Source organism: Kaistella sp. (genome assembly GCF_049588135.1).
In the GTDB taxonomy this organism is placed as follows: domain Bacteria; phylum Bacteroidota; class Bacteroidia; order Flavobacteriales; family Weeksellaceae; genus Kaistella.
Map to the genome: position 1 here is coordinate 18,976 of NZ_JBAVFG010000073.1, position 23,340 is coordinate 42,315.

The window sequence follows — 23,340 nt, forward strand, 5'->3', positions numbered from 1 at the left end:
ATTCCACTAAAAAAAAGTCGAAATTTCTTCCGAATATGACTAAGACTTTGCTTGTTTTACCGCTCTGTATTTACGAAGAAATTAGAGCTAATAGAATAAATCAAGGAGATAAAAACAATTGACCAAACACCGACGGCAAAAAATACAAATACAGAAGAAATCCCCATTAGAAAAGGTAAGTTGATTGCTTGCGATAATTTTACGGTACAGACCGTGTACATTCCCAGAGGAAAGACCATTCCCCAATATTCCGGAGTATATTTTAAGGGGACTTTTTTTATGAGATGTCGCCAGATTCCCAAGATAAGCATCAGTGGAATCCACCAGGTTCCGATTGCCCAGAATAATAAAGTAAACCCTTTAAGAAAGGGAACTATTCCAATCAATACCTCCCATTTATCTGCATTGAGAATTAAAATTGAACCTGCTAAAACACTGATTGCGTCGGCACCCATATTGATCCAAAAAGGAGGACTAAGCTCTTCGGCATGCATTTGAAAAAAGAAAAATCGATAAATAATCAAGGTGATCAATATGATATAAAACAGGCAACCACACAAAAATAAAATGAGTGACAAAAAAAGCACTTCATGATTCGAAAATGGAAGAAATCCTTCCAATTGAGCAAGCAATATAGAAAGCGCCTGCGTAGCAACTACAATCAACAACCATGTACCATTGATTGCTTTTATAGAAGGTTTATTTCGTTTTTCGATAAGAATAGCAAACAGTAAATAAATAAGAAAAATCCAAGATAAAAAACCAATTGCAAGAAAGAAAATCGCAATATGGGAATTATTTTCGATCAAAATAAATTGGGTACCCAGAATACAATTAGCAGCAACGAAAGAAAGGAATCCCATATTTTTTCGATCATCCATAAAATCTGATAGAAATTCCTTTCTATACTCAATAAAACGAACTATGAATAAAATAAAAATGATGGTATAAGCAATACTATTGATGTAAAATAATGCCTTCGCAAAAAATGTAAAATGGTATAAATGAGCAGCAATAGATACAATGCCCGTCGCCATCGCCAAAGCAAAATAAGCTGGGGATAATTCAGCTATCCCAATAAACAATTTTGATCTCGTCTGTTTATTAACTTTTCTTTGTTTGTTATTTGCTGACATATCAATTTAAATTCAGAAATTGCTTTTATCATTCCTTTTTTAAGGGAAGTTTCACGGTTTAATTTAAATCCTCAATCACCAAAATTGATAATCGGTAATCTTAAATTTATTGATCGTCTTCAATAATAATTCTGTCCGGATAATGAGGATGAGATGTAACTCACTATTATGAATTGTTTCCCTTATCGCCACGGAAGCTGATGGATAAAGCCCTTTGGATTTTAATTCAAGTTTGCCCAATTCATCGATGATGATATACCCTGATCTATTATTCTGCGTGGCATTTTTTATGATATCATTTCCTTTTTCAAAAGCGGATTTTAGAAAGCGATACCGCCCAACAACGATCACATTAGGCGTTTCTAAATCTGCCTGCATTTCAAAATGTTCTTTGGTATTTATATCTAAAATATACCGGATATCATTTTCGTTTCTTGGGGTCAAAATCCCAAATACATCATTCCGCCCATTTGTCCATTTCAACAAAGTGGTCGTTTTTCCAGTTTCGATATTTCCCGATAAGATAAAAATCATTTTTTAATACTCTCAAAATAAAGACTGTATGCAATGCTTCTGGCGAGAAAATGCGATAATCTATTGAGTCCTTTAAAGTGCTTACATTCTCTCCAGGAATGGAAAATAATTTGTTTTAAAGTTGGCAAAACATTGAGTATATCTTTCAAATCGGCTTGATAGAAATCTCGTTTTTTTGAAAGAAATTTATTTAAAATCTTCATTAAAAATGGACCTAATAAAGTGTACCAAATCACTACTATTAATACACTGCGAATGATTAGATATACTGCATTTCGCCAAGATTCAGAACCATTATTAAAATAAAAAACCGGGAGAAGTATGACAATTAATACTATTAAAAAAGAATATATTATTTTGTTCTTGAATTTCTTTTTCTTAGTATTAAATTCGGGCAGCGTTGTATCCAAATCAAGATCAATCTGCGAAATATTTATCTGTTCTATTAATTTGATCGTTCGTAAAATTAAAAATCCCGCAACAATTCCACTCAAAAAATAGATTCCCAGAAAACTATATATCAAGGCTTTGCTATTTAAAATGAATGGCAAAAAAGAAAACTGATGACCGATCCAATCCACATAAACATCTGCTGCCTTCCAAAATGTCTGACCGAAAACAATGGTTAAAGTGACCAGTTTTTGAAGTGCAGATTCCAGAAAAGTAACAACACACAAAACAATAATAGTTACAGTGTTTACCGAAAACATACCGTACAGAAGTATTCCTAAAAAAGCCTGAAATGAAACTGCAAAATACGCTGGGAGAGGGGTATATGGACTAACACCAACTTTAATCATTAAAACAATTGTTAGTGCTTTTAACAATGTTGACCCCGTTTTATTTGCAGACAATGCAATTAATGTAATGAGCAATACTGATATACCACCAACAAAAATTCCGGTGAATGGTAGTTTAAAAACGTGCATTACCCCTCCCAATCCGCATTCATTTAAAGCCCATAAAGCTGTTAAACGCTCTACAGTTTTGGTAGGGTTTATTTCATGTGATTTCAGAAATCCTTTCTGCTGACTCATTTTCTTGAGGTTAATTGAATTTTATCCAGTACATCTTAAAAGCCAATAAAACGCTCACAACAAAACAGTTATCTTTAAAAACAATAGATTTAATCATCTTAAAGTATCTTGCTGGTAAAGAAAATCTGCTCGAAGTTACAATTAACCCATTTTTAATTGAGATGAGCCCGAAGCATCCAAGCGGTTTTTTCATGATACTCCATCAAGCCGGTAATGTAGTCGCTGATTCCTTCTGCTTTTAACTTATCTGCCATCGGTTTTATATTTTCTCTTAAAAAAATAATAATACTTTCGTGATCCCGCAATAATTCCGCAAAAAGACTTTGGGTATCATTCTTATCAAGCGGCTGTTCTGAAAGATGAGTTAATTGAAGATATTTACTTAATTGTCCTGGAACATAGTGTCCTACGGCACGTATTCTTTCGGCTACCTCATCAACAATTCCCTGTTGATCGTTATAGAGTGTTTCGAGATATACATGTACAGTATGGAAATCAGGACCTTCGATATTCCAATGTGCATTTAATGTTTTGGAATAAAGCAGAAATTCATCTGCCAATATTTTTGATAACTGGTCGGCAATTATTTGTCTGTTTTCGTCGGAAATTCCGATGTTTGCATTTTTCATTTTTTTTGTTTTTAAAATTAATATTATTTGTGTGTGTATTTTATTTGAAATAAAGCATCTACATAACTTATAATCAAGCATTTTAACTTCGTGTAATTTATTTTAAATTACTGAAATCCAGAGAAAGTCCGATGATCGATTCTTTGATTTTGGATTTTAGACAAATCTACTATTCAATTGCTTTTTTAATGAGCATCCTTTTTTTAATTATACTTTCCACAGATTGAAAGAATTTATTAAGGATGGTTAAATTTAGAGTCATCAAAAATCGGACTATCTTTTATCGTTTCAGTAGAAATATTCACAATAATCTTGGTATTTTCCCATTGAATCTCTTTAATGGCGCTGGTTTTAATTAAAACCTTTGTTCCTCCAAACCATTTATGAGTATCAACAACGAGGTAAATGATTTGCCAAGTTGTATCATCGAGAATAAAATCGCTAACATGCCCAAAATCACCATCGATCGTATGGATCTGATAACCTTTCACTTCCTTGGTACTTCTTAAGTGAAGATCGCCTTTTTCATCTTGATCATTGATGACAGGATCATTATCCATTACCGCTTCCAAACCTCCGGCATAAAATCCACTGCCATACCATTCCCAATCATAATGCCCATATAGTGGCATCGTTTGTTGTCGGGAAACGGGCTGATCTGTATCAATATCCGGACTCGTTTTGATTTGTTCCTTCGTAAGGTTTACGGGAAATACTCCTGGCTTGGCATCGCTTTGTTTGATGGCTTGCGGTATGATCAATACCTTTCGGTTAAGAAGCCAATTGCCTGTTTCTACAATGAGATAACGGATCAGCCAGTTGGTATCTTCAAAGTAAAACTCTTCTACTTTTCCGATTTCGCCATCCGTCGCTTCCATACGGTAGCCGATTAAACTTTTAATATTATGTTGCATAATTTTATTTTTTAAAGTTCTGATTGCGAAACGGTCTCATCTCCTTTTAACACATTGGTATTCTCTTGTAATACAGCAGCATTTTCTTTATCTTTTTTCTCCTGACCAATTCCCATTGTTAAAGCCGTTATTCCTGCCATACTTCCCAATTGCATAGTTTCAACTGCCGAACTTGGTACAATTACAATTGTTGAATTTTCCTTTAATCCTTCATAAAGCATGTTCATCGCTCTTAAATGTAAGGCCACAGGATTGTTGGTGTACGTAAGCGCCGCTTCTCCAAATTTTTCCGCGACCTGTCTTTCGGAATCTCCCAGAATTACCCTTGCCTGTCTCTCTCTTTCTGCTTGCGCCTGCATCGACATTGCATTCTCTAATGCTGGAGGAATCAACACATCTTTTACTTCTACGGAATTCACGTGAATCCCCCAAGGCTCGGTGCGTTCATCAATAATATTTTGTAGAGTGGCACTGATCTTATCTCTGCCTTCCAGCATATCAGAAAGCATGGTCTTTCCAATCACGTCCCGCAATGCGGTTTGAGAAGCCCAACTGATTGCACTTAAATAGTCGGCTACTTCAAGGGCTGCTTTTTGAGGATCCATTACTTTCCAAAACAAAACCGCGTCAACATCAACAGGTACAGTATCTTTCGTCAGTGTTTTTTCTGCTTTAAAAGAAGTGGTAATTACTCTGGTATCAATCCAGTAGGGAATATTGTCGATAATCGGGACAATAAAAAACAATCCCGGACCTTTAAGCGCTTTAAATTTACCAAGTCGTAATATCACTGCTTTATCCCAAGGATCAGCAATTTTTATTGCAGAAGAAACAATAAGTGCAATAATAAAAGTGATTACTGCAATAGTGAAGGTTTCTAAAAAATTAGAAGTCGAATAGGCTGAGAATGTCCCTAACAATCCAATCGCCATGATAATGACGAATATGAGTCCGGAGAATAAACTTTTACTTTTCATGTCAGTGTTTTTTTTAAGATTTATTTATAAGGTCTCTCAAAGGAATTTTATAGAAAATAAAATATTTCACTCTATTTCTTACGCTTCAATCTTACTTTTAAATTTCGCTTGAAATCCCTTTTTATTTACATTTTTAAACTATTTAATTGTTAACTGTCTGCCATTAAATCAAAATATTCATCGTCTTCATTTGTTCCGCCAAAACCTTTTCCTAAATCTTTTGGTGATTTTACAAACTCGATTCGTTGGATCCATTTAACCATTTTATAACCCAATTGATTTTCAACACGCAACCTCAGCGGTGCTCCGTGTTCAAGGGAAAGCGGCTCATAATTCATTTCCCAAGCGAGTATGGAATCAGGTTTCAGGCAATTGCCTATGGTATGCGTGTCGTAATAGGTGCCACCGTATAAACCTTCACCATAGGAGTAGAAAGCAACGGTCGTTACAGAAGAATCTGGTTTTACGAGTTCTATAATTTTTCTTAACGGTACTCCGCCCCATTCTGCAATACCCGACCAACCTTGAATACAGTGGTGCATGGTAATATTCTGTTCTTTTCCCAGTTCTTTCAGATCTTTTAACGAAAGCTCGACAGGATTCTCTACCAAACCCCCGATCTTCAATTTATAATCTGCAAAATTGTTTTCAGCTAAATTTTTCCATTCTGAGGATTCAGGCATTTTCCCATTCAACCAGAAATAGGAAGTAATCTCTTTTTTTTCATAATCGGTTTTCGCTTTAAAACGGTTGATTGTATATTTCCAAAGTTTACCGTTCGTCGACGCCTGCAACTGTTGAAGGAAACGGTGTTTGTACCAGGAAAGCCAGTGGACCAAAAAGGCAAAAGCAATCGTTATTAAAACAATAGCTATTCCTATATAAAGTCCAGTATAACTTTCAGAACTATCAGTTCCCATTACAATATGATTCATGTTTCCCACCAAACCTGTCGCCGCCACCAACCCTACATGAATGACGATAAAAACACAATAGGAAATCATGACTAAAAAGTGAATAGAACGCGCACTTTGTCTATTACCAAATAATTTCGGATACCATCGGAAACGGTTTTCTATCGCAGGTGCCATTGCCATACCAGTGAGCATAGCCAGTGGTGCTAAAATAAATATTACTCCAAAATAAGACAACTGCTGTATCGCATTATAATGATAAAATCCATTGGGCTCTACAGGAAAATTGAAAGTGGCATAATGCACAAAAACACTCCATGAATCAGGAATAATTTGCCAGGATTGAGGAACTAAGCGTTTCCATTGATTGGTGAAAAATAAAAGGGAAATAAAAACAGCACCATTTAAAACAAAAAAAGGAACGGTCAAAAAATGCCAAACTCTTGCAATGCCCACCGTATGTTTATAACCCGGCAAACCAAGAATGGGATTGAGGTAGCGAGCGTCTTCTTTTGCAGTATATGGTCTGTCCAGAGGCACATTTATCGGCGTAAAATAAATCCAACCCGAGTTGGGTTTACAGCTGTTGTTCCAGTATAAACGGGGATGATCTGCCAAAATAGAAAGCCCGCTTCTTATCATTAAGATTAAAAAAAAGAAGTTAACCCAATGGCTTAAACGGATCCAAACCGGAAAACCCGACGGCTCACCTAATCGTAAAGGTAAAAACGAAGCAGAAGGATCAATTGGCAAACCGAACAGAAGATACTGTAACCATGCCGCACCAAATACGCCAACAAAAAGAACAAACAGTATAATCTTCATATACCGTTTCATCCCTAGATAAGCGCGTCTGTCTGCAGGGTAATGTACTGCTCTTTCAGCGGCTGTAAAATGCGGTATCATTCCATTTCAGTTTTAATAAAATTTTTTGGCTTAAATTATCGATGGGTAATCATGAAGTTTTTTTTCGCCAATTTTAAATAAGTACAGATATTGCTAATTCGTTTCCAATATTTTTTTCTGCTCCAAATACTGTTCTTTGGATATTTCTCCCGAGGCGAAACGCTTTTTCAGAATATCCAATGGTGAATCAATGTTTCTTCTATTTCCAGGAATGTACCAAGGGGTAAAGAAAATCCAGAATATAAATACGATCCAGACAAACCACCATATTAGGTGCATTCCACCAAAAGTATAATTATACATGTCGATTATTTTTAATTATTAAATATTCACTTTATTAAAAAAGTTTTTTCGATATGATATCCGCTGTTGCAGGATGAACCAGTCCGCAATTTTCAGCGATTAATTTTTCATTTTTCTTTTTATATTTCATCCAACTCAACAAATGAGTAATCAACGCAATATGTGTTTCCGTTTTATCATCTGCATTGACTACGAACCAAGGTGCATTTTTGAAATTTGTCTTGCTCAACATGACATCGCGGGCAGCAGAATAATCTTTCCAGTGTTTTATTGCAACCTCATCTATAGGACTTATTTTCCATTGTTTTAACGGATTTGTTTTTCGGGATTCCAACCTTTTTTGCTGTTCTTCTTTACTGATGTCCAGATAATATTTCAAAATGATGAAACCGGCATCCGCCAAACCATTTTCAAATAAATCAACTTCGTTGAAAAATGACTTATATTCTTTATTCGTGCAAAATCCCATTACTTTTTCAACACCAATTCGGTTGTACCAACTTCTGTTAAAAAGAACAAGTTCACCGGAAACAGGCAGATGAGCCGTGTAACGCTGAAAATACCATTCTCTTTCCTGAATATCAGTAGGCTTGCCCAACGCCACTACAATTGTTTCGCGGGGACTTAGGTGTTTTATAATTCTTTTGATCGTTCCGTCTTTACCGGCGGCATCTCTTCCTTCGAGTATAATCAGGAGTTTAAGATTAGAGGAAATCACCTCTTTTTGCAGCTTTACCAACTCTATAAAAAGCTGATGCAGGATTTTTTTCTTTTTCTTTATCATTTTAATCAATCTTTACTCGCTATTATTACGCTTCATTTAATTCATAACATTAAAGTTCTAAAAATCAAATAGAGAAACCATTACAGAACTTGGTAAAGAAATTATACCATTCACCCGTTCTAAATGTATTTTTATCAGCGCCATAAGAATACACTTTATGGTTTAAGTTATCTTACTTTTCAAATCGGATTTTTTTTAAATGAACTGTAAATCATTTACTTATTTGCTAACCTTCCATTGAGGAACTATATTCGCCACGGCGAGCTGCAGCAGCAATTTTCGCACGGCGACTTAATAATTTTTGTGCTTCTTTGACATTTGACTGTTCTCCTTTCCAGACATCCAATGCTGGTTGTTGAATGGCTCTTGCAAAAGAAAAAGCAACAATCCAAGGGAGACGATCTTTAAAATTTTTATTGATGGCATTCAGATGTTCAGCGGCTACTTGAGGCGACTGTCCACCAGATAAAAAAGCGATTGCCGGTACAGAAGCCGGTACAGAAGAACGCAAGCATTTTACCGTGGCTTCAGCGACCTCATCAATACTGTTTTGAATAGGACAACTTTTTCCGGCAACAACCATATTTGGTTTTAAAATGATTCCTTCCAAATCAATTTTAAATTGATATAATTGATAAAAAAGTTTTTTTAATACTTTCTCTGTTACCTCATAACATCGTTGAATAGAATGATTTCCATCCATCAAAACTTCAGGTTCAACAATCGGCACCATATCTACCTCCTGACATAAAGCCGCGTATCTAGCCAAAGCATGAACATTTGCTTTAATGCAGGCATCCGTCGGAATATCATCACCGATCGTAATTACGGCGCGCCATTTCGCAAAATGGGCTCCCATTGTTGTGTATTCCTTTAAACGTTCTCGCAAACCGTCTAAGCCTTCCGTAACCAATTCCTTTGGAAAGCCTGCCAAGGATTTAGCGCCCATATCTACTTTGATTCTGGGAATAATTCCGGCATTCATCAATACTTTCGCCATTGGTTTACCATCATCAGTTTGTTGCCGAATGGTTTCATCAAATAAAATAGCACCGCCAATACTTTCATTCAAACCAGGAGTAGTCACAATGAGTTCACGATATTTTCGGTACATCTCGCTGGTTTGTGGAATTCCCGCTGCTTCAAAACGTTTTTCGCAAGTTGGTGTACTTTCATCCATCGCAAGAATACCTTTTCCATTGGCAAAAATTTGGTCGATAGTATCTTTTAATATTTGTGAATTCATGATTTATATTTTTAATAGTTCATACTCAAAAATCTTTACCATTCTTTTGAAAAGTACTCCCTCACAAAATCATGCTCCTGATTCATAGACATTTTATCTGTTGGTAATACTTCAAATTTTATTTTAGAAAAAAGGTGATTCTTATCTAAAATATTCAACAGTTCAGTTTTAGCGTCGGTAGGACCGAACAATAATACACTATCATAATTCCTGATGATCTCACCCAATTCTTTGTAATATTGAGCGTTATCATGCTGCTCCGTATTGTGCATCGTCTTTTCACTCATTTCTGGAGATTCTACTTTTTCAGCTTCAGTAAATTTTGAAGTCACCACCTTTGTTACCATAGGTTCGGCATATTCAATCAAGTGGGCATGTGAATGATCCATCCAAATGCCTAATCTATTTTTAGTTTCCATTGTGTTGAATTTTTTGTGATTTAAAAAATTATTTTTTGTCTGTATTCTACCATTTCCAAATACAAATTTCAGTAAGATCTTCGCCGTGTTTATGGTCTATCAATCTTGTTCAAAGAAAATCTTGATACTGCACGAACCTCTATTAATCGATAAATTATGCAGATTAATCATTAAGATATTCGTACAAATGATGAGTTAGTTCATCTTTTCAATATCATTATCTTCTTTCATGGGTTTAGGATAATCATCATTTAATTCCTTCTCGAATTCCTTTTCATCTTTTTGATTTCGGATGATAAGAAATACAAGTAATGCAATTGCAAAAACACCAAATATTATTAAAATTGACCAGCTCATTGATTTGATTTTTTACTGAATAAATTAGTTGAGAATTAAAATATCCATCTGCTGAAAATACTTTATCAGTTATCTACTGCAGTAGATATAATCCTTTGATTGTTCCTATACTTTTCTAGTAATACATTCTTTTTAAAGAGTACTGAAAATCAAAAGTAAAGTTGGTACATAACAACCTGAAAAGCGTTATAATATCTGAAATTAAGTTTATAAATTTCACACTTAAAACAATCAGTAGAATTCTTACCCATTCCAATCTGGAATTTGCAAAGTAAATTTTCTTTTGAAAAGCATTGTATTTCAACAGAATACCGAATGTAACACCTTGCTTAAAAGCTGCTTATTCTTTGATTAAAAGTGATTTATTTTTATAATACAATGAGAAACTGATTGAAAAGCTACATTTAACAGCGTGTAATTTTTACTGAATTTTAACTTTACACCTATTAATAGTACATTTCAAAAAGATTAACAATTTGCACATATTTTTGTATCTTTAAACGCTAAAATAATAGGAATAAATCAATAAATAGTCTTTTTGTAAGGTGATTTTATATTATTTACTCTGAATGGTTTTTATATTTAAGCAAAAGCAATTACTTAGGCCATAATTTATTTAAACCATAGAAGAGATTTATAAAAACCCATTTTAATATTGATTTCATTCTTGTCGTAAAAAAAACTAATTTCCAAAAGCTATGTTCATATACATTAAATATATGGTAAGCTTGCGCTGCAAAATGATAGTGAAGCAAGAGCTCCAAAAAATAGGCCTTCATTGCGTAAATGTAGAGCTAGGAACGGTTGAGATTCGAGAGACGATGACCGATTTACAAAAAGAACAATTTCGCAAAAACTTACAAGTCTACGGACTACAACTTCTAGACGACAGACGGAATATTATTATTGAAAAAATCAAAGCAATTATTATTAAAATGGTTCATTATTCCGACGAAATACCCAAAGTAAATTATTCGGATTACATCAGCGAAAAACTGGGATACGACTATACCTATTTGGCCAACACGTTTTCCGAGGTAAAAGGCATCACCATTCAACAGTATATCATATTAAACAAAATTGAAAGGGCAAAAGAACTTTTGATGTATGACGAATTGAATCTGACTGAAATTTCCTATAAACTGCATTACAGCAGTGTCGCCCATTTATCGAATCAATTTAAAAAAATCACTGGTCTCACTCCAACTTATTTTAAAAGCCTTAAAACGAAACGCCTGAGAAATTTAGAGGATTTATAATGAAGAACGAAAACTGCCTTTTCTGCCAATTCTTTATTTATTAAATCTTTTCAAATCTACTTCGGGCATTAGCTTGTTTCCGTTTTCGATGTGCTCATACAGCTCTTTTGAAAAATAACAGCCATTGAGAATTCCTCTTGCTCCTAATCCGTTGAAAATATAAAAATTTTGATGGTCAGGAAGATTCCCTATAATTGGTCGCCGATCTTTTACCGTAGGGCGAAAACCGTAATTCACTTCTTCGATTTCAAAATCGTGTGGATAAAATTCTGAAAGCCCATCTTTTAATTCGATTGTTTTAAAGTCATCAATTTCATTTTCCCTTTCATTAGGATCATAAGTTCCACCGTAATAATAAAGATCTTCATTTAAAGGAAATAGAAAATGTTTCTTTTTTAAAGTATATTGATGATTCAATTTCACTGAAAGCTTTACTTTTAAATGATGTCCTTTATTCGCAATCACTTGAATATTGGTGAAAAACGGATTTTCCCGCACTCCCATTCCTTCGCAGAAAACAATATTTTTAAAATTAAAACCTTCGTACGTCGTACCTTCAATTTTGGTATAATCAAACTTTTTTTTCACTAGCATTTCATGTTCTTCTAAATACGTTGAAATATCTTTAAAAAAGCCATTCACATCTAGCCGAGCAGATTGATTTACTTCACCAGTTCCGAAAGGATTTTTAATAATTCCAAGACTTTCGAAATCTGGATTTAAAAAGGGTTTTAATTCATCAGTTTCGGATTTCATCAACCATAATTGCCTTTCATTTTCATCATGAAAAATACGATGGATTCTTTCTTGAATTAAATAATTCTTACCGGTATAACTTTCAATCTCCGCCATGGTTTTGGTGAGAAATTCTATTTGTTCGGCAGCCATCCAAAAGGTAGTAAACTTCTTCAGTACCAATGGATTTACAATTCCCGCAGAAACTTGAGAAGCACTTTTTTGGTTGGCAGAAAATAAAACAAAAGATTTTTTCTGAAGGATCAATTGATGGGCAAAAAAGAAAGCGGCATAACCGTCGCCAACTATTATATAGTCTATATTTTTCATTGATAATTTAATTTCTAAAAACTTTACTTGAATTCAAAATAAGTTCAAAAAAAACCTGAGTAAAGGTACTCAGGTTTTTGATTATCTTCAAAGGAATTGCTTAATAATTCCACATATCGCTTTCCATTTGTAGGATTTGCGCTTTGATTCTTTCGCTTTCTTCTAGCTGCTCATCGGCATCGTTCGGGATATAATCTTTAATAATTCCATTTCCTAGACCATTATCAGATTTGTAAATAATCGAAGAGAATCTTCTCGCGTTGAGTAAATCATCAAAAGTAATATCTGAAGATAAATTTTTATTGTTAAAAGCAACAGCGTTGGCTAACACCTCTCTCGCATTTGGATAATAAACCCAAAACAAATCGATTAATTCATCTTTAGAAGCTAGTGGCTTTCCGTCTGGTCCAAATATTCCCAATGTAGAAGGATCTTGTCCCATTGCAGCAATACCTAACAATCTGTATTTCATTTGGCTATCTCTACGATCGATATACCACATTCCTTTAATCTTCAGAACCTTTACATTTTCAGTTTTGGTTTCGTAAATATTGGTAAATTCTTTTTTCTCTGCATCTGTTAATTTGCCCACTTCGTTGATTCGATCTATACCTGCATCGCTCATCACAACGTTTTTAATTCGAGATTGGATTGCCTCTGGACTTAATCTGGTCATAAAAAGCTCATCGTCGTAAACCTCCTTAATTCTACCATCATTAATTGCATCAAAAAGGATTTGATAGAGTGATCTATTTTGAGATACTAATCCATCTTCATTATGATAATACGGTTGATTAATCTTATCATTCATATCAATAATTTCCCAAACGACCATACTTTTCAGAACATCTTTCTGCTCGATGAATCCATAATCTAAAGGAGTAACTTTTGTAGAAACCATGGAATCTCCTTTCTTAATTAAGTTTAAATCTCTGTATTTCCTAAATGATTCTGGAGATTTTGCATTTAAAATAGACATTGAAGTTATCGGCGTATCATCTACCTCTACTCCGCCAGCAATTTCTACAGGTACTTCTACAACAGGCTCTGCTACAATAACAGGTTTAGATGCTGCAGTAGTTTTCGTTTTGGATTTCGCTTTCGGTTTTTTCTTGGTTTGGGCTCCAACAGCGCTGAAACTCAAAGCAAGTACTATAAATATGATCTTTTTCATTCTATTTTTTTTCTTATAATTACTAGTAATATGATATCAATAACGTAATTATTGTACATTTATCATAACGTTACCAATATTTTTTAACGTTTGGTTTCCTAGTCCTGTCGCAGTTGCTTGGATATTAAATATGAAAGCCACATCTCCATTTCTTAGACCTTTGGTAAGACTCTCAACTGAGCTCAATGAATTTCCATTTACTAACATGGCTGCTTTTCCTGGAACCTTAAACATAAAACTATTTACGGTAAAGGTAACAGGGAAATCGAAATCTGGCATATTTGCTGTTACTTTCTGATTTGTGATAGAACTTGCAGGCATCGACACAACGGTTTTTCCTTGAACTTCGCCAACTGGTGGCGGCACATTTTTAATTCTAAAAGGGAAAGTTTTAGATATCGTTTCTCCTTTAGGTCCTTTACCTGAAATTGTTAAAGTTGTTGTAGCTCCAGATCCTGGAGTTACCACCCATGTTCCTCCTCCTGTTTTTGAAACACTTGCTCCAGATGCTGATAATGTTGTTTGCGCATTATTTGCTCCCAGAATTGAACCTGAAATTGGATTTGGTAAACCTCTATATAACACTTGCATTTTGTCAGCTGATAATAGGGCACCACTTTCAAAGGCAACTTCCTTTACACCAGGAACAACAGTATAAGGATGACTGTAGGCTAAAGGATGTTCTTTTCCGTTCACATCGGTGAAAGAAATAGTACCTTTAAATACTTGATCTCCTAAAGTGCTTGTATTCAAATTACCAATCCCTTGACCGTTCTGTATGGTTAATCCTGGCATTGATAGTCCTGGTACATTGCTAGAATAGTTCCCGATTGTAACTTTGCCTTTTGCTGGTTCACCTTGAATTACAATCGTTGGTGCAGAAACTATGGCTTCGTAAGCATCAAACTTAATGTCCGCATCTACTTTTTCTTGAAGCATAATAGACAGTGCATCCCCCTGAATTCCTCTTACGGATGATTGAATGACCTCTAAATTAGATAAGGCAGCCACCAAAGGCTGATTATAAAATTTATATTGCAACCAATTTTTACCGTCTTTATGTTTTTCAAATTCGGTAATCATTTGTTTATTGGCTCTTACAACGACCGCTTTCATCAAATTATTTGCACCAAAAGTTTGGTTTACATACTTTTTAAAATCTTCGATTTTTGCTACTAATTCAACTGATGATTCTGATGGTTTTGCTTCGTTGCCATCTTTAAAGAATTTCGACGTGGAGGGTTCTGTATTATTAAGAGCGGCAAAACTTTCCTGAATTTCAGGTTCCTCTTTATTATATCCAACTTCTTCACTTAGTTGCCTCTTCAAATTCTCTATCATATTTACCAAATCATTCGCTTTCGTTTCTAACCCTTGATATTGGTTTAATGGCGCTGTAAAAGTCTCTGGTGTATTTTTCGCTTTATCTTCTAAAGCTTGTTTAAAAATGGAATTATTATTTTCTGTTAGTCCTCTGGTATCCTCCAAGGAACCAGTAGTATCTATATAGGATCTGATTATTTCTTGATCAATCTGCATTGCAAGCATCGCAATGAAGACCAGATACATCAAGTTGATCATCTTCTGCCGCGGTGACTGTTTTCCTTGTGCCATTCTAGTAAATTTCGTTAATGATTATAAATTCTAAATAATAATGGTACAAAAACTATGATTTCATTGCGCTAAGCATTCCGCCATAAACTTTATTAAGGCTATTAAGGTTTGAAGTTAATACTGATAATTCTTCGTTAAACTGCGCTGAGTGGGCAGCAGATTTCTGCATATCTTCCACATATTTCTTGCTAAATTCAGTTTGGGTTTTTCCATGTTCCAATTGAAGAGCATATAATGCATTCACACTTTCAAGATGACTTGCCGCCAACATCAATTGATCATTATATTTTTGTGTAGCACCTGTAACATCAACCGTTTGGTTAATTTGATCTACAGAAGCTGAAAATTTATCAATTCCCGTTCTCAATCGATCAAATAAATTAACATCCAATTTAGCATCAGCAAGCATTTTATCTAATTTATCGGATAAGGATACTTCTAGCTCTTTTATTTCTGCTAATTGCATAGATCCACTTACATGTTTTGGATTTGGAGTTGCATCCCTATCTAATAATTCTGGATATACATTTTCCCAGGCATAACTATTTTCTGCTGAGTCAGGAAAAAATGCCATAAATAGGAAAACCAAAACTTCTGCTCCTAAACCAATGCCTAACATCAAGTTACCACCCAATGGACCAATATTCCAGTGAGTCATTTTAAATAAAGCTCCTAAAAGCACGATCGCAGCAAAAAATGAATAGATAAAATTTGTAAGATTAGATTTATTTTTAAACATGAGTACTGAATATATTTAGTAATTATTAATATTTGTTTGTTTTTTTAATTTGTTCTCTTCTTGTACTTAACCGTTCCTTCTGGAATATCTTGTACTGTTCTAAAGCCAATATAACTTCTTGCAGAATCTTTCATTTCGTAATCTCTTGATCCTGTCATTAATAAATATCCTATATCTTTCCAAGATCCACCTCTTACTGTTTTTTTAGGTTCTCTGTACGCTTGATTTGATAAATAAGGATTCAAGGTTGAAGCAAATTGATAGGTTGAATTGTTGTAAGGAGACTCAGTCCACTCTGCTACGTTCCCTGCCATATCATAAAGACCGAAACCATTTTTAGGGAATTTCTTAACGGGTGCAGTATAGGTATAATTTCCTTTTTTCTCATCTTCAATATAATTACCTCGCTTAGGTTTAAAGTTGGCTAGGTAACAACCTCGGTCATCTTGTAGATAAGGCCCCCCCCAAGGATAAGTCGCATTTTCTTTACCACCTTTGGCTGCATATTCCCACTCAGCTTCTGTTGGAAGACGGAATGACATTGCTTTTTGCTTTTTTTGACTCTCATTCCAATCCGATTTTGCTTTAGATCTATAATTACAAAAAGCTCTAGCCTGGTCCCAAGTCACCCCCACCACAGGATAATCCTTATAAGCACTGTGCCAAAAATAGCCATCATACAAAGGTTCGTTATAGGCATAATTAAAATCTTTTAACCAAACCGTGGTATCCGGATATACTGCAATACTTTCTTTTTTCAAATATTTAGCACCTCTTGATTTATCTTTAACAGCAGACTCAATATCTTCCCATTTGTAAGCATACTTCAATTTTCTGGTATCGATAATTCTCTCATTATTGATTCTCTCTGCTGGTGGAATATACACTGATTCTAAAATCTCTGCATATTGAGCATCTGGATAATTTGAAGTTTTCCATTGCAAAGGAACGCTCCAATCCAATTTTTTAGATTCATCGTAACCATCTCTGCCACCTTGAGATTCCATGAACTCTTGGTAAGCATTTGGATTGCCTGCCTTCTTAGAAGCATAGGCAAAATTACCAATTCCTGTTCCGCCGCCATCTCCAGCTGCTTCAGCTAACAAAGATCGCACAACACTATCACGAACATAATTGATAAAAACTCGGTACTGTGCATTTGTAATTTCAGTTTCATCCATAAAAAAGGAAGAAACAGTAACAGTTTTAAGTGGTGCTTTTTCTGGAGTATTGGTAAAATCCTGATCAGCAAGTCCCATTACATATGAACCGGCAGGAATAGCAACCATACCGTAAGGTCTTATTGAAACAAAAGATTTGGACTTGTTTTTGGGCACCAACTCTCCTTTTATTCCAGGTTTTCCAGCAGAGGTTCCTCCTCTTTTTGAACAAGAGATAACAACTGATGCTGATATTAATATAAGAAATATTCTTTTCATGCTATTTTATAAAAATTAAGCGGTAAATATATAATATTTTGAAAAAACAATTGTGATTTTTTTTCCAAAACGTAAAAATGTTTGTATTATTTTACAAGCGATTACTTTTTTATTCTACAGTAACAGATTTTGCAAGGTTTCTTGGTTGGTCAACATTGGCACCACGGTACACTGCAATATAATAAGCTAATAATTGTAACGGTACTGAAGCGATAATCGGCGAGAAACATTCTGATGTTTCTGGGAATTCGATCACATAATCTGCTACGGAAGAAACCTGTGTATCCCCCTTATTCACCACTGCGATAATTTTTCCTTTTCTGGCTTTAATTTCCTGAACATTACTCACAATCTTGTCATAGTGACCTTGTTTTGGCGCTATAATTACAATCGGCATATTTTCATCGATCAATGCAATTGGCCCGTGTTTCATCTCAGCAGCTGGGTATCCTTCTGCATGAATGTACGAAATCTCTTTCAACTTTAATGCACCTTCTAGCGCTGCAGGGAAATTATATCCTCTTCCTAAATAAAGGAAATTTTGAGCATCTATAAAATCTTTCGCTATTTCTTTGGTGATTTCGTGGGTGTTTTCTAAAACTTCCTGCACTTTTTGTGGAATGGTATCCAACTCCGTAATGAGTCGCATGAACTCTTGATTGCTCAAATGCCCATTATGTTTTCCTAATTTTAAAGCAATCAAAGATAGAACGGTCAATTGTGCAGTAAATGCTTTGGTGGAAGCCACGCCAATTTCCGGACCTGCATGGGTGTAAGAACCTGCGTCAGTAACTCTAGAAATAGATGAATCTACAACATTACAAATCCCATAAACGAAAGCCCCTTTCTCTTTCGCCATTTTAATAGCAGCCATTGTATCGGCAGTTTCACCTGATTGAGAAATCGCAATTACGATATCTTTTTCAGAAATGATTGGATTTCTATATCTAAATTCAGAAGCATATTCTACTTCTACAGGAATTCTTGCAAATTCCTCAATCAAATACTCTCCGATGAGACCAGCATGCCAAGAAGTACCACAAGCGATAATGGTGATTTTCTGCGCTTGGTTTAATCTTTCCAAGTTATCCCAGATTCCAGCCATTTTGATGATCCCTTCCTCTACCAACAATCGTCCTCTTAAAGTATCATGAATAGATTTTGGCTGTTCAAAAATTTCTTTTAACATGAAATGTTCATAACCTCCTTTTTCAATCTGCTCCAAACTCATTTTTAATTGTTGAACTTCTGGAGTAATTTTTACATTATCTTTAATATTTCTAATATCAACACCATTTTCTAAAGAAATGGTTGCCATGTGTCCTTCTTCTAAATAAACTGCTTCTTTTGTAAATTCAACAAAAGGAGAAGCATCGGAAGCAATAAAATATTCATTGTTTCCTAGGCCAATTGCTAAAGGTGATCCTAATCTCGCAACAACTAATAATCCTGGGAAATCTTCATGCATCACGGTAATTGCATACGCACCAAAAACTTCATTTAAAGCATAACGAACTGCGGTTGGGAAATCCATTTCCTTATTAACATCCATTATATATTGGATGAGATTTACCAGAACTTCTGTATCTGTTTCTGAATGAAAGACGAATCCTTTTTCAGTCAACATAATTTTCAGCGTATCATAATTTTCGATAATGCCATTATGAACCAATGCTATTTTTCCGTCATTTGAAAGATGAGGATGTGAGTTTTTATCACTAGGAACGCCATGAGTTGCCCAACGGGTATGCCCCATTCCGACATGAGAGGTACCTGCTAAATCTTTTGAAATCGCAACCAAATCGTCAACTTTCCCTTTCGTTTTTGAAACACTAAAAACTGAATTATTATTTTCGAGCACAATTCCCGCACTATCATATCCTCTATACTCTAATCTGCGAAGTCCGTTGATCACAACTTCATACGCATCTTGAAAACCAGTATATCCTACAATTCCACACATATTAATATCTTATTTTTTTAGTTACCGTTTTTCTAATTATTGTTTTTGTCCGTAAGTCAGAATTAATTTTACACTTTTATCATTTGCCAGATTAGTAAGATCTGTACCTACAAATACTGCTCTGTCAGGAGTATAGCTTCTCGTATTAAAATTCTGAGCCCCTAAAGCTGAATATAAAGATCCTAGTAAATTGCCACCTGCATCTGTGGTATAAGCACCTACATTTAATACTAAATCATAATTTGGAGCTTCTTTTTCAATAACATTTTTGAAAGTCTGCGTAATTCCAATATCATAATACGCTGGATTTTTTTCTAAATCGTATGCTTTCACCAAATTATAAATTCCAGTACCATATAAAGCACTCATATCCGTAAGAAAATCATTCAGATATTCTGGTTTACCGGGTTCAGGAGTTAAATTTCTTTGTCTTACAACAAAATAATTAGGCTTTTTATAGGTATTCGACCAGTTAGCTACATCAGTATAAATACGAATTTTAGCTGAAATAATACCAATCTTATTATTGTTAAATAAAGTTCTGATATTCGCTACAGTTTCTTCTGGAACTCTAAGCCCTATCCCAGGGCCACCCATACCTTGCGCAAAAAGTTTATCATCTCCTGTTAATTGGTTTGAGGTATCAATAGCAGTTGCAGAAGATGTCCCAGCTCGATTAAAAACTATTTGATTAAAGTAAGCATTAGAAGCACCCATATTCATCATGTAAACAGATTGCTCTCTGGTCGTTACCCCATTATTAACCTGATCATTTTTGTAATAAAGATTAAGCTCTACTGTGGTTGGATCGAAATTAAGTAGATACCCATCGTTTTCATCAACAGCAACCTTAATCCCTTTAAAATATCTGATAAACGAAGCTGCATCAGAAAGATCTGGAGAAGATGCCTTATTAATAATCTTATTTGCGAAAAACGTACTGTCTAATGGAATTCTAAGTGCTGCACTTCTTTCAAACAATACTGTATCATCACCATCTTTCGTAACTTTTACCAAATGAACATTTCCGTCAAAAGTTTTTGAACCAATCTGCGCTCCTGTATTCACCACTTTATTAGAATACACGATATCAGCATTTGAACCTAAGAAATCGGTCACTTCATAAACTTTAAAGTTCAAAAGTGTTTTACCCGAAATTTTGGTATTCCCATATTTAATTACTGGATATGTGCTAACAACTTTTTTTGCAGGCACCGCACCTTGAGGAAAAATATAATCTTCGTTGGTTACTGTGGTAACAGAATCTGCGGCGTATTGTGGCTTTATCACCAACACTGCTGAATCAAGTTTTGCATTAGTCCCAAAATCTGGATTTGAGCCAACCAGTCGAACTTGTGTAACGTAGGATGATTTCTGCAATCCAAATTGCGATTCCGAAAAGGCTCCCAAAGTTGCTGTCTGCAGTCGTGCTGCATCGGTTCTTATTGAATCGTGATTATTGGAATTATAAGCGATAATCGGGTAAGATGCTTCTGTACCTTGTGCTCCGTTTTGAAAAAATTGTGAACCCAATTGATCTGCATCCGGTTCACAATTTACTAAAATTAAACTCCCAATTACTAATGTTGCAGTAATTTTGAATAATTCTTGAATATTTCTTATCATTAAATATAAATTGATTTAGTATAACTTGTTGATTGATTCCGCGTCTATATATTCGGATTTGGCAGTTTTGGTTTCAGCAAAAGCTTTATTAAGATCCTCTTCTAGGAACTCGTCACCTTTGATTACTAAATCAACCATATCAATACTTTCGATTACGAAACTCTGAAAACTTGGTTTTTTAAACGCTTTTAAGTCGGTAATATTATCGAACTTCATTTTTTCTTCTATAGACCCAGATAATGCCATATCCTCTTCATTATAAACAGAAAGAACTATTTTGGAATCATTAAAATAAGAATCATTTTTATAGAAAGTCTTTAAATACACAGGGATAAATGAGGCCATCCATCCATTAAGGTGAATCACATCTGGAACCCAATTAAGTTTCTTGATGGTTTCGATCACTCCTCTGGCAAAGAAAATAGCACGTTCATCATTATCGGTGAAAGGCTGCCCTTCATCATCAATATAGAATTGTTTTCTTTTGAAATATTCTTCATTGTCGATAAAGTAAACTTGTAATCTCTCTCCAGGTAATGAAGCTACCTTAATAATTAAAGGTTGATCCAAATCATTAATAATAATATTCATTCCGGATAGACGAATTACCTCATGCAATTGAAATTTTCTTTCGCTGATTTGGCCAAATTTTGGCATAAACACTCTCACATCATTTCCGTCTTGGTGCATTTTGAGAGCCATCTTACTCACCATTGTCGCCATATTGTTATCTTCCTGATAAGGAGACATCTCCGTGGTTACATATAAAATCTTTTGGTTCGGCATAAATTCTAACTTTCTTCTAAATTTTTGGGCAGAATATTCTACAAGGCAAATTTACGAAATTTTAATGTAATAATTTTTAATTAACATTATTTAAGATTAATACCTAAGAAAATCGACATTATTCGAAAAAAAAATTAAAATCTATTATCACTGTTTACAAGAATTTGTTATTTTTACAAGGACAATCTAATTAATTATGAAAATCTTCAGAGACAAAAAAACTCTTATAGACTATGTTGAAAGACAGAAAGAAATGGGCAAAAGAATCGGGTTTGCTCCTACGATGGGCGCATTACACCAAGGTCATCTTTCCTTATACAAAATAGCCAATACAGAAAACGATCTAGTTATCTCCTCTATTTTCGTAAACCCTACCCAATTCAATAACCCTGATGATTTAAAAAAATACCCCAGAGATATCGAACGAGATATTATGTTATTGAAGAACACAGGAATTATTGATGCCGTATATCTCCCAGAAGTTGTCGATTTATATCCCGACGGATTAAAAAGCAAATCTTACGATTTTGATGGCCTGGAAAATGAAATGGAAGGAAAGTTTCGTCCCGGACATTTCGATGGAGTAGGAACCGTAGTTGAAGAATTGTTGCGCCAAGTAAAACCCGATAATGCCTACTTCGGTGAAAAAGATTATCAACAACTGGCAATCATCCAAAAGTTGGTAGATAAATTACAACTCCCCGTGAAAATTCATGGCGTTGCAATCTATCGTGAAGAAAATGGACTCGCCATGAGTTCCCGAAACGAAAGATTGAATCATATCCAAAGAGATGCAGCCAAAGTGATTTACGAAACTTTACTCAAAGTAAATGATTGGTTTCACCTCATTACCGTTTCAGAAATAAACAAACGTGTAAAAGACATTTTTGATGACAAACGCGGAATGACTTTAGAATATTTTGAAATCGCCGACGAAAAAACTTTAAAAGAAACCGATTTCTTTTACAAAGATAAAAAATACCGCGCCTTTATTGTCGTAAATGTGGGCGTAGTGCGATTAATTGATAATTTGCATTTGGACTAAAAAGTATGCAAACAACAAAAGTCTTCCTAATAAGAAGACTTTTGAACACCAAATCACAAAATATTAATATGAAAAAAAAATTACTTCCGAAAAAGTAATTTTGTGACCCGGCTGGGATTCGAACCCAGGACCCATACATTAAAAGTGTATTGCTCTACCAGCTGAGCTACCGAGTCGGTCTTTTTTATGAGTAATGAGTAATTGGCAATAAGCAATTTAACATTACTCATTTATTGATTACCCATTGCTGATGTTGTGTGCCTGCGACTGGACTCGAACCAGCACATCCTTAGGAAACCACCCCCTCAAGATGGCGTGTCTACCAATTTCACCACGCAGGCAAAAAAAATCCGTAAAAACATACGGAGTTTTTTCGCTTGTGACCCGGCTGGGATTCGAACCCAGGACCCATACATTAAAAGTGTATTGCTCTACCAGCTGAGCTACCGAGTCGGTCACCTTTTAAATCTGAAC

At 34.8% G+C, this 23,340-nt stretch carries 22 protein-coding genes and 3 tRNA genes; 2 read left to right on the plus strand and 23 right to left on the minus strand.

Annotated elements, in window-relative coordinates; genetic code table 11:
* Positions 1-56: 56 nt before the first annotated feature.
* The 12 genes from WBY99_RS03985 to WBY99_RS04040 form a co-directional block, all read right to left on the minus strand.
* A complete protein-coding gene (locus tag WBY99_RS03985; protein WP_423975040.1) occupies positions 57-1,136 on the minus strand; it encodes a tellurite resistance/C4-dicarboxylate transporter family protein in 1,080 nt (359 codons plus the stop codon).
* Positions 1,137-1,211: 75 nt separating this feature from the next.
* Positions 1,212-1,670 carry a nucleoside-triphosphatase gene (locus tag WBY99_RS03990; protein ID WP_423975041.1) on the minus strand — a complete coding sequence of 153 codons (459 nt, stop codon included), beginning with the start codon at positions 1,668-1,670 and terminating at the stop codon, positions 1,212-1,214.
* Positions 1,667-2,707 (minus strand): hypothetical protein, encoded by a 1,041-nt coding sequence (locus tag WBY99_RS03995; protein WP_423975043.1) that lies wholly within the window; start codon positions 2,705-2,707, stop codon positions 1,667-1,669. Before WBY99_RS03995 ends, WBY99_RS03990 begins: the two co-directional genes overlap by 4 nt.
* Before the next feature lie 152 nt (positions 2,708-2,859).
* Positions 2,860-3,336: a Dps family protein gene (locus tag WBY99_RS04000; protein ID WP_423975044.1), complete on the minus strand. Its 477-nt coding sequence runs from the start codon at positions 3,334-3,336 to the stop codon at positions 2,860-2,862.
* 236 nt (positions 3,337-3,572) lie between these two features.
* Positions 3,573-4,250 (minus strand): PRC-barrel domain-containing protein, encoded by a 678-nt coding sequence (locus WBY99_RS04005; RefSeq protein ID WP_423975045.1) that lies wholly within the window; start codon positions 4,248-4,250, stop codon positions 3,573-3,575.
* A gap of 11 nt (positions 4,251-4,261) precedes the next feature.
* A complete protein-coding gene (locus tag WBY99_RS04010; RefSeq protein WP_423975046.1) occupies positions 4,262-5,227 on the minus strand; it encodes an SPFH domain-containing protein in 966 nt (321 codons plus the stop codon).
* A gap of 149 nt (positions 5,228-5,376) precedes the next feature.
* The gene (locus WBY99_RS04015; protein WP_423975047.1) at positions 5,377-7,047 is read right to left on the minus strand and encodes a molybdopterin-dependent oxidoreductase; all 1,671 of its coding nucleotides are present in this window, start codon (positions 7,045-7,047) and stop codon (positions 5,377-5,379) included.
* 93 nt (positions 7,048-7,140) lie between these two features.
* A complete protein-coding gene (locus tag WBY99_RS04020) occupies positions 7,141-7,350 on the minus strand; it encodes an SHOCT domain-containing protein (RefSeq protein ID WP_423975048.1) in 210 nt (69 codons plus the stop codon).
* Positions 7,351-7,384: 34 nt separating this feature from the next.
* Positions 7,385-8,134, minus strand: a complete 750-nt coding sequence (ppk2, locus tag WBY99_RS04025) for a polyphosphate kinase 2 (RefSeq protein WP_423975049.1) — start codon at positions 8,132-8,134, stop codon at positions 7,385-7,387.
* 226 nt (positions 8,135-8,360) lie between these two features.
* A complete protein-coding gene (locus WBY99_RS04030) occupies positions 8,361-9,380 on the minus strand; it encodes a class I fructose-bisphosphate aldolase (RefSeq protein WP_423975050.1) in 1,020 nt (339 codons plus the stop codon).
* 35 nt (positions 9,381-9,415) lie between these two features.
* Positions 9,416-9,799: a hypothetical protein gene (locus WBY99_RS04035; RefSeq protein ID WP_423975051.1), complete on the minus strand. Its 384-nt coding sequence runs from the start codon at positions 9,797-9,799 to the stop codon at positions 9,416-9,418.
* Positions 9,800-9,994: 195 nt separating this feature from the next.
* Positions 9,995-10,156 (minus strand): hypothetical protein, encoded by a 162-nt coding sequence (locus WBY99_RS04040; protein ID WP_423975052.1) that lies wholly within the window; start codon positions 10,154-10,156, stop codon positions 9,995-9,997.
* Positions 10,157-10,854: 698 nt separating this feature from the next.
* On the opposite strand from WBY99_RS04040, the gene WBY99_RS04045 reads away from it, so the two are divergent.
* Positions 10,855-11,415 (plus strand): helix-turn-helix domain-containing protein, encoded by a 561-nt coding sequence (locus WBY99_RS04045; protein ID WP_423975053.1) that lies wholly within the window; start codon positions 10,855-10,857, stop codon positions 11,413-11,415.
* 33 nt (positions 11,416-11,448) lie between these two features.
* On the opposite strand, the gene WBY99_RS04050 is transcribed toward WBY99_RS04045, so the two are convergent.
* From WBY99_RS04050 to WBY99_RS04085, 8 genes are all read right to left on the minus strand, one after another.
* Positions 11,449-12,480 carry an NAD(P)/FAD-dependent oxidoreductase gene (locus WBY99_RS04050; RefSeq protein WP_423975054.1) on the minus strand — a complete coding sequence of 344 codons (1,032 nt, stop codon included), beginning with the start codon at positions 12,478-12,480 and terminating at the stop codon, positions 11,449-11,451.
* 100 nt (positions 12,481-12,580) lie between these two features.
* Positions 12,581-13,459 (minus strand): gliding motility protein GldN, encoded by an 879-nt coding sequence (gene gldN, locus WBY99_RS04055; protein ID WP_423975063.1) that lies wholly within the window; start codon positions 13,457-13,459, stop codon positions 12,581-12,583.
* Positions 13,460-13,702: 243 nt separating this feature from the next.
* Complete coding sequence (gldM, locus tag WBY99_RS04060; RefSeq protein ID WP_423975055.1) at positions 13,703-15,268, minus strand: gliding motility protein GldM; 1,566 nt, start codon at positions 15,266-15,268, stop codon at positions 13,703-13,705.
* Between the two features lie 52 nt (positions 15,269-15,320).
* Positions 15,321-16,007 (minus strand): gliding motility protein GldL, encoded by a 687-nt coding sequence (gene gldL / locus WBY99_RS04065; RefSeq protein ID WP_423975056.1) that lies wholly within the window; start codon positions 16,005-16,007, stop codon positions 15,321-15,323.
* A gap of 44 nt (positions 16,008-16,051) precedes the next feature.
* Positions 16,052-17,446 (minus strand): gliding motility lipoprotein GldK, encoded by a 1,395-nt coding sequence (gene gldK / locus WBY99_RS04070; protein WP_423975057.1) that lies wholly within the window; start codon positions 17,444-17,446, stop codon positions 16,052-16,054.
* Between the two features lie 109 nt (positions 17,447-17,555).
* A complete protein-coding gene (glmS, locus tag WBY99_RS04075; protein ID WP_423975058.1) occupies positions 17,556-19,409 on the minus strand; it encodes a glutamine--fructose-6-phosphate transaminase (isomerizing) in 1,854 nt (617 codons plus the stop codon).
* Positions 19,410-19,445: 36 nt separating this feature from the next.
* Positions 19,446-21,035, minus strand: coding sequence for a DUF4270 family protein (locus WBY99_RS04080; protein WP_423975059.1), 1,590 nt, complete (start codon positions 21,033-21,035; stop codon positions 19,446-19,448).
* A gap of 15 nt (positions 21,036-21,050) precedes the next feature.
* Complete coding sequence (locus WBY99_RS04085) at positions 21,051-21,821, minus strand: glycogen/starch synthase (protein ID WP_423975060.1); 771 nt, start codon at positions 21,819-21,821, stop codon at positions 21,051-21,053.
* A gap of 196 nt (positions 21,822-22,017) precedes the next feature.
* Between WBY99_RS04085 and panC the strand changes: the two genes are divergently transcribed.
* Positions 22,018-22,866 carry a pantoate--beta-alanine ligase gene (gene panC / locus WBY99_RS04090; RefSeq protein WP_423975061.1) on the plus strand — a complete coding sequence of 283 codons (849 nt, stop codon included), beginning with the start codon at positions 22,018-22,020 and terminating at the stop codon, positions 22,864-22,866.
* A gap of 103 nt (positions 22,867-22,969) precedes the next feature.
* Here the strand turns inward: panC and WBY99_RS04095 are convergent.
* From WBY99_RS04095 to WBY99_RS04105, 3 genes are all read right to left on the minus strand, one after another.
* Positions 22,970-23,042: transfer RNA gene (locus tag WBY99_RS04095), tRNA-Lys, on the minus strand.
* Positions 23,043-23,124: 82 nt separating this feature from the next.
* Positions 23,125-23,207 (minus strand) — tRNA-Leu (locus WBY99_RS04100).
* A 39-nt stretch (positions 23,208-23,246) separates the two neighbouring features.
* A tRNA-Lys gene (locus tag WBY99_RS04105) sits at positions 23,247-23,319 on the minus strand.
* Between the last annotated feature and the right edge of the window lie 21 nt (positions 23,320-23,340).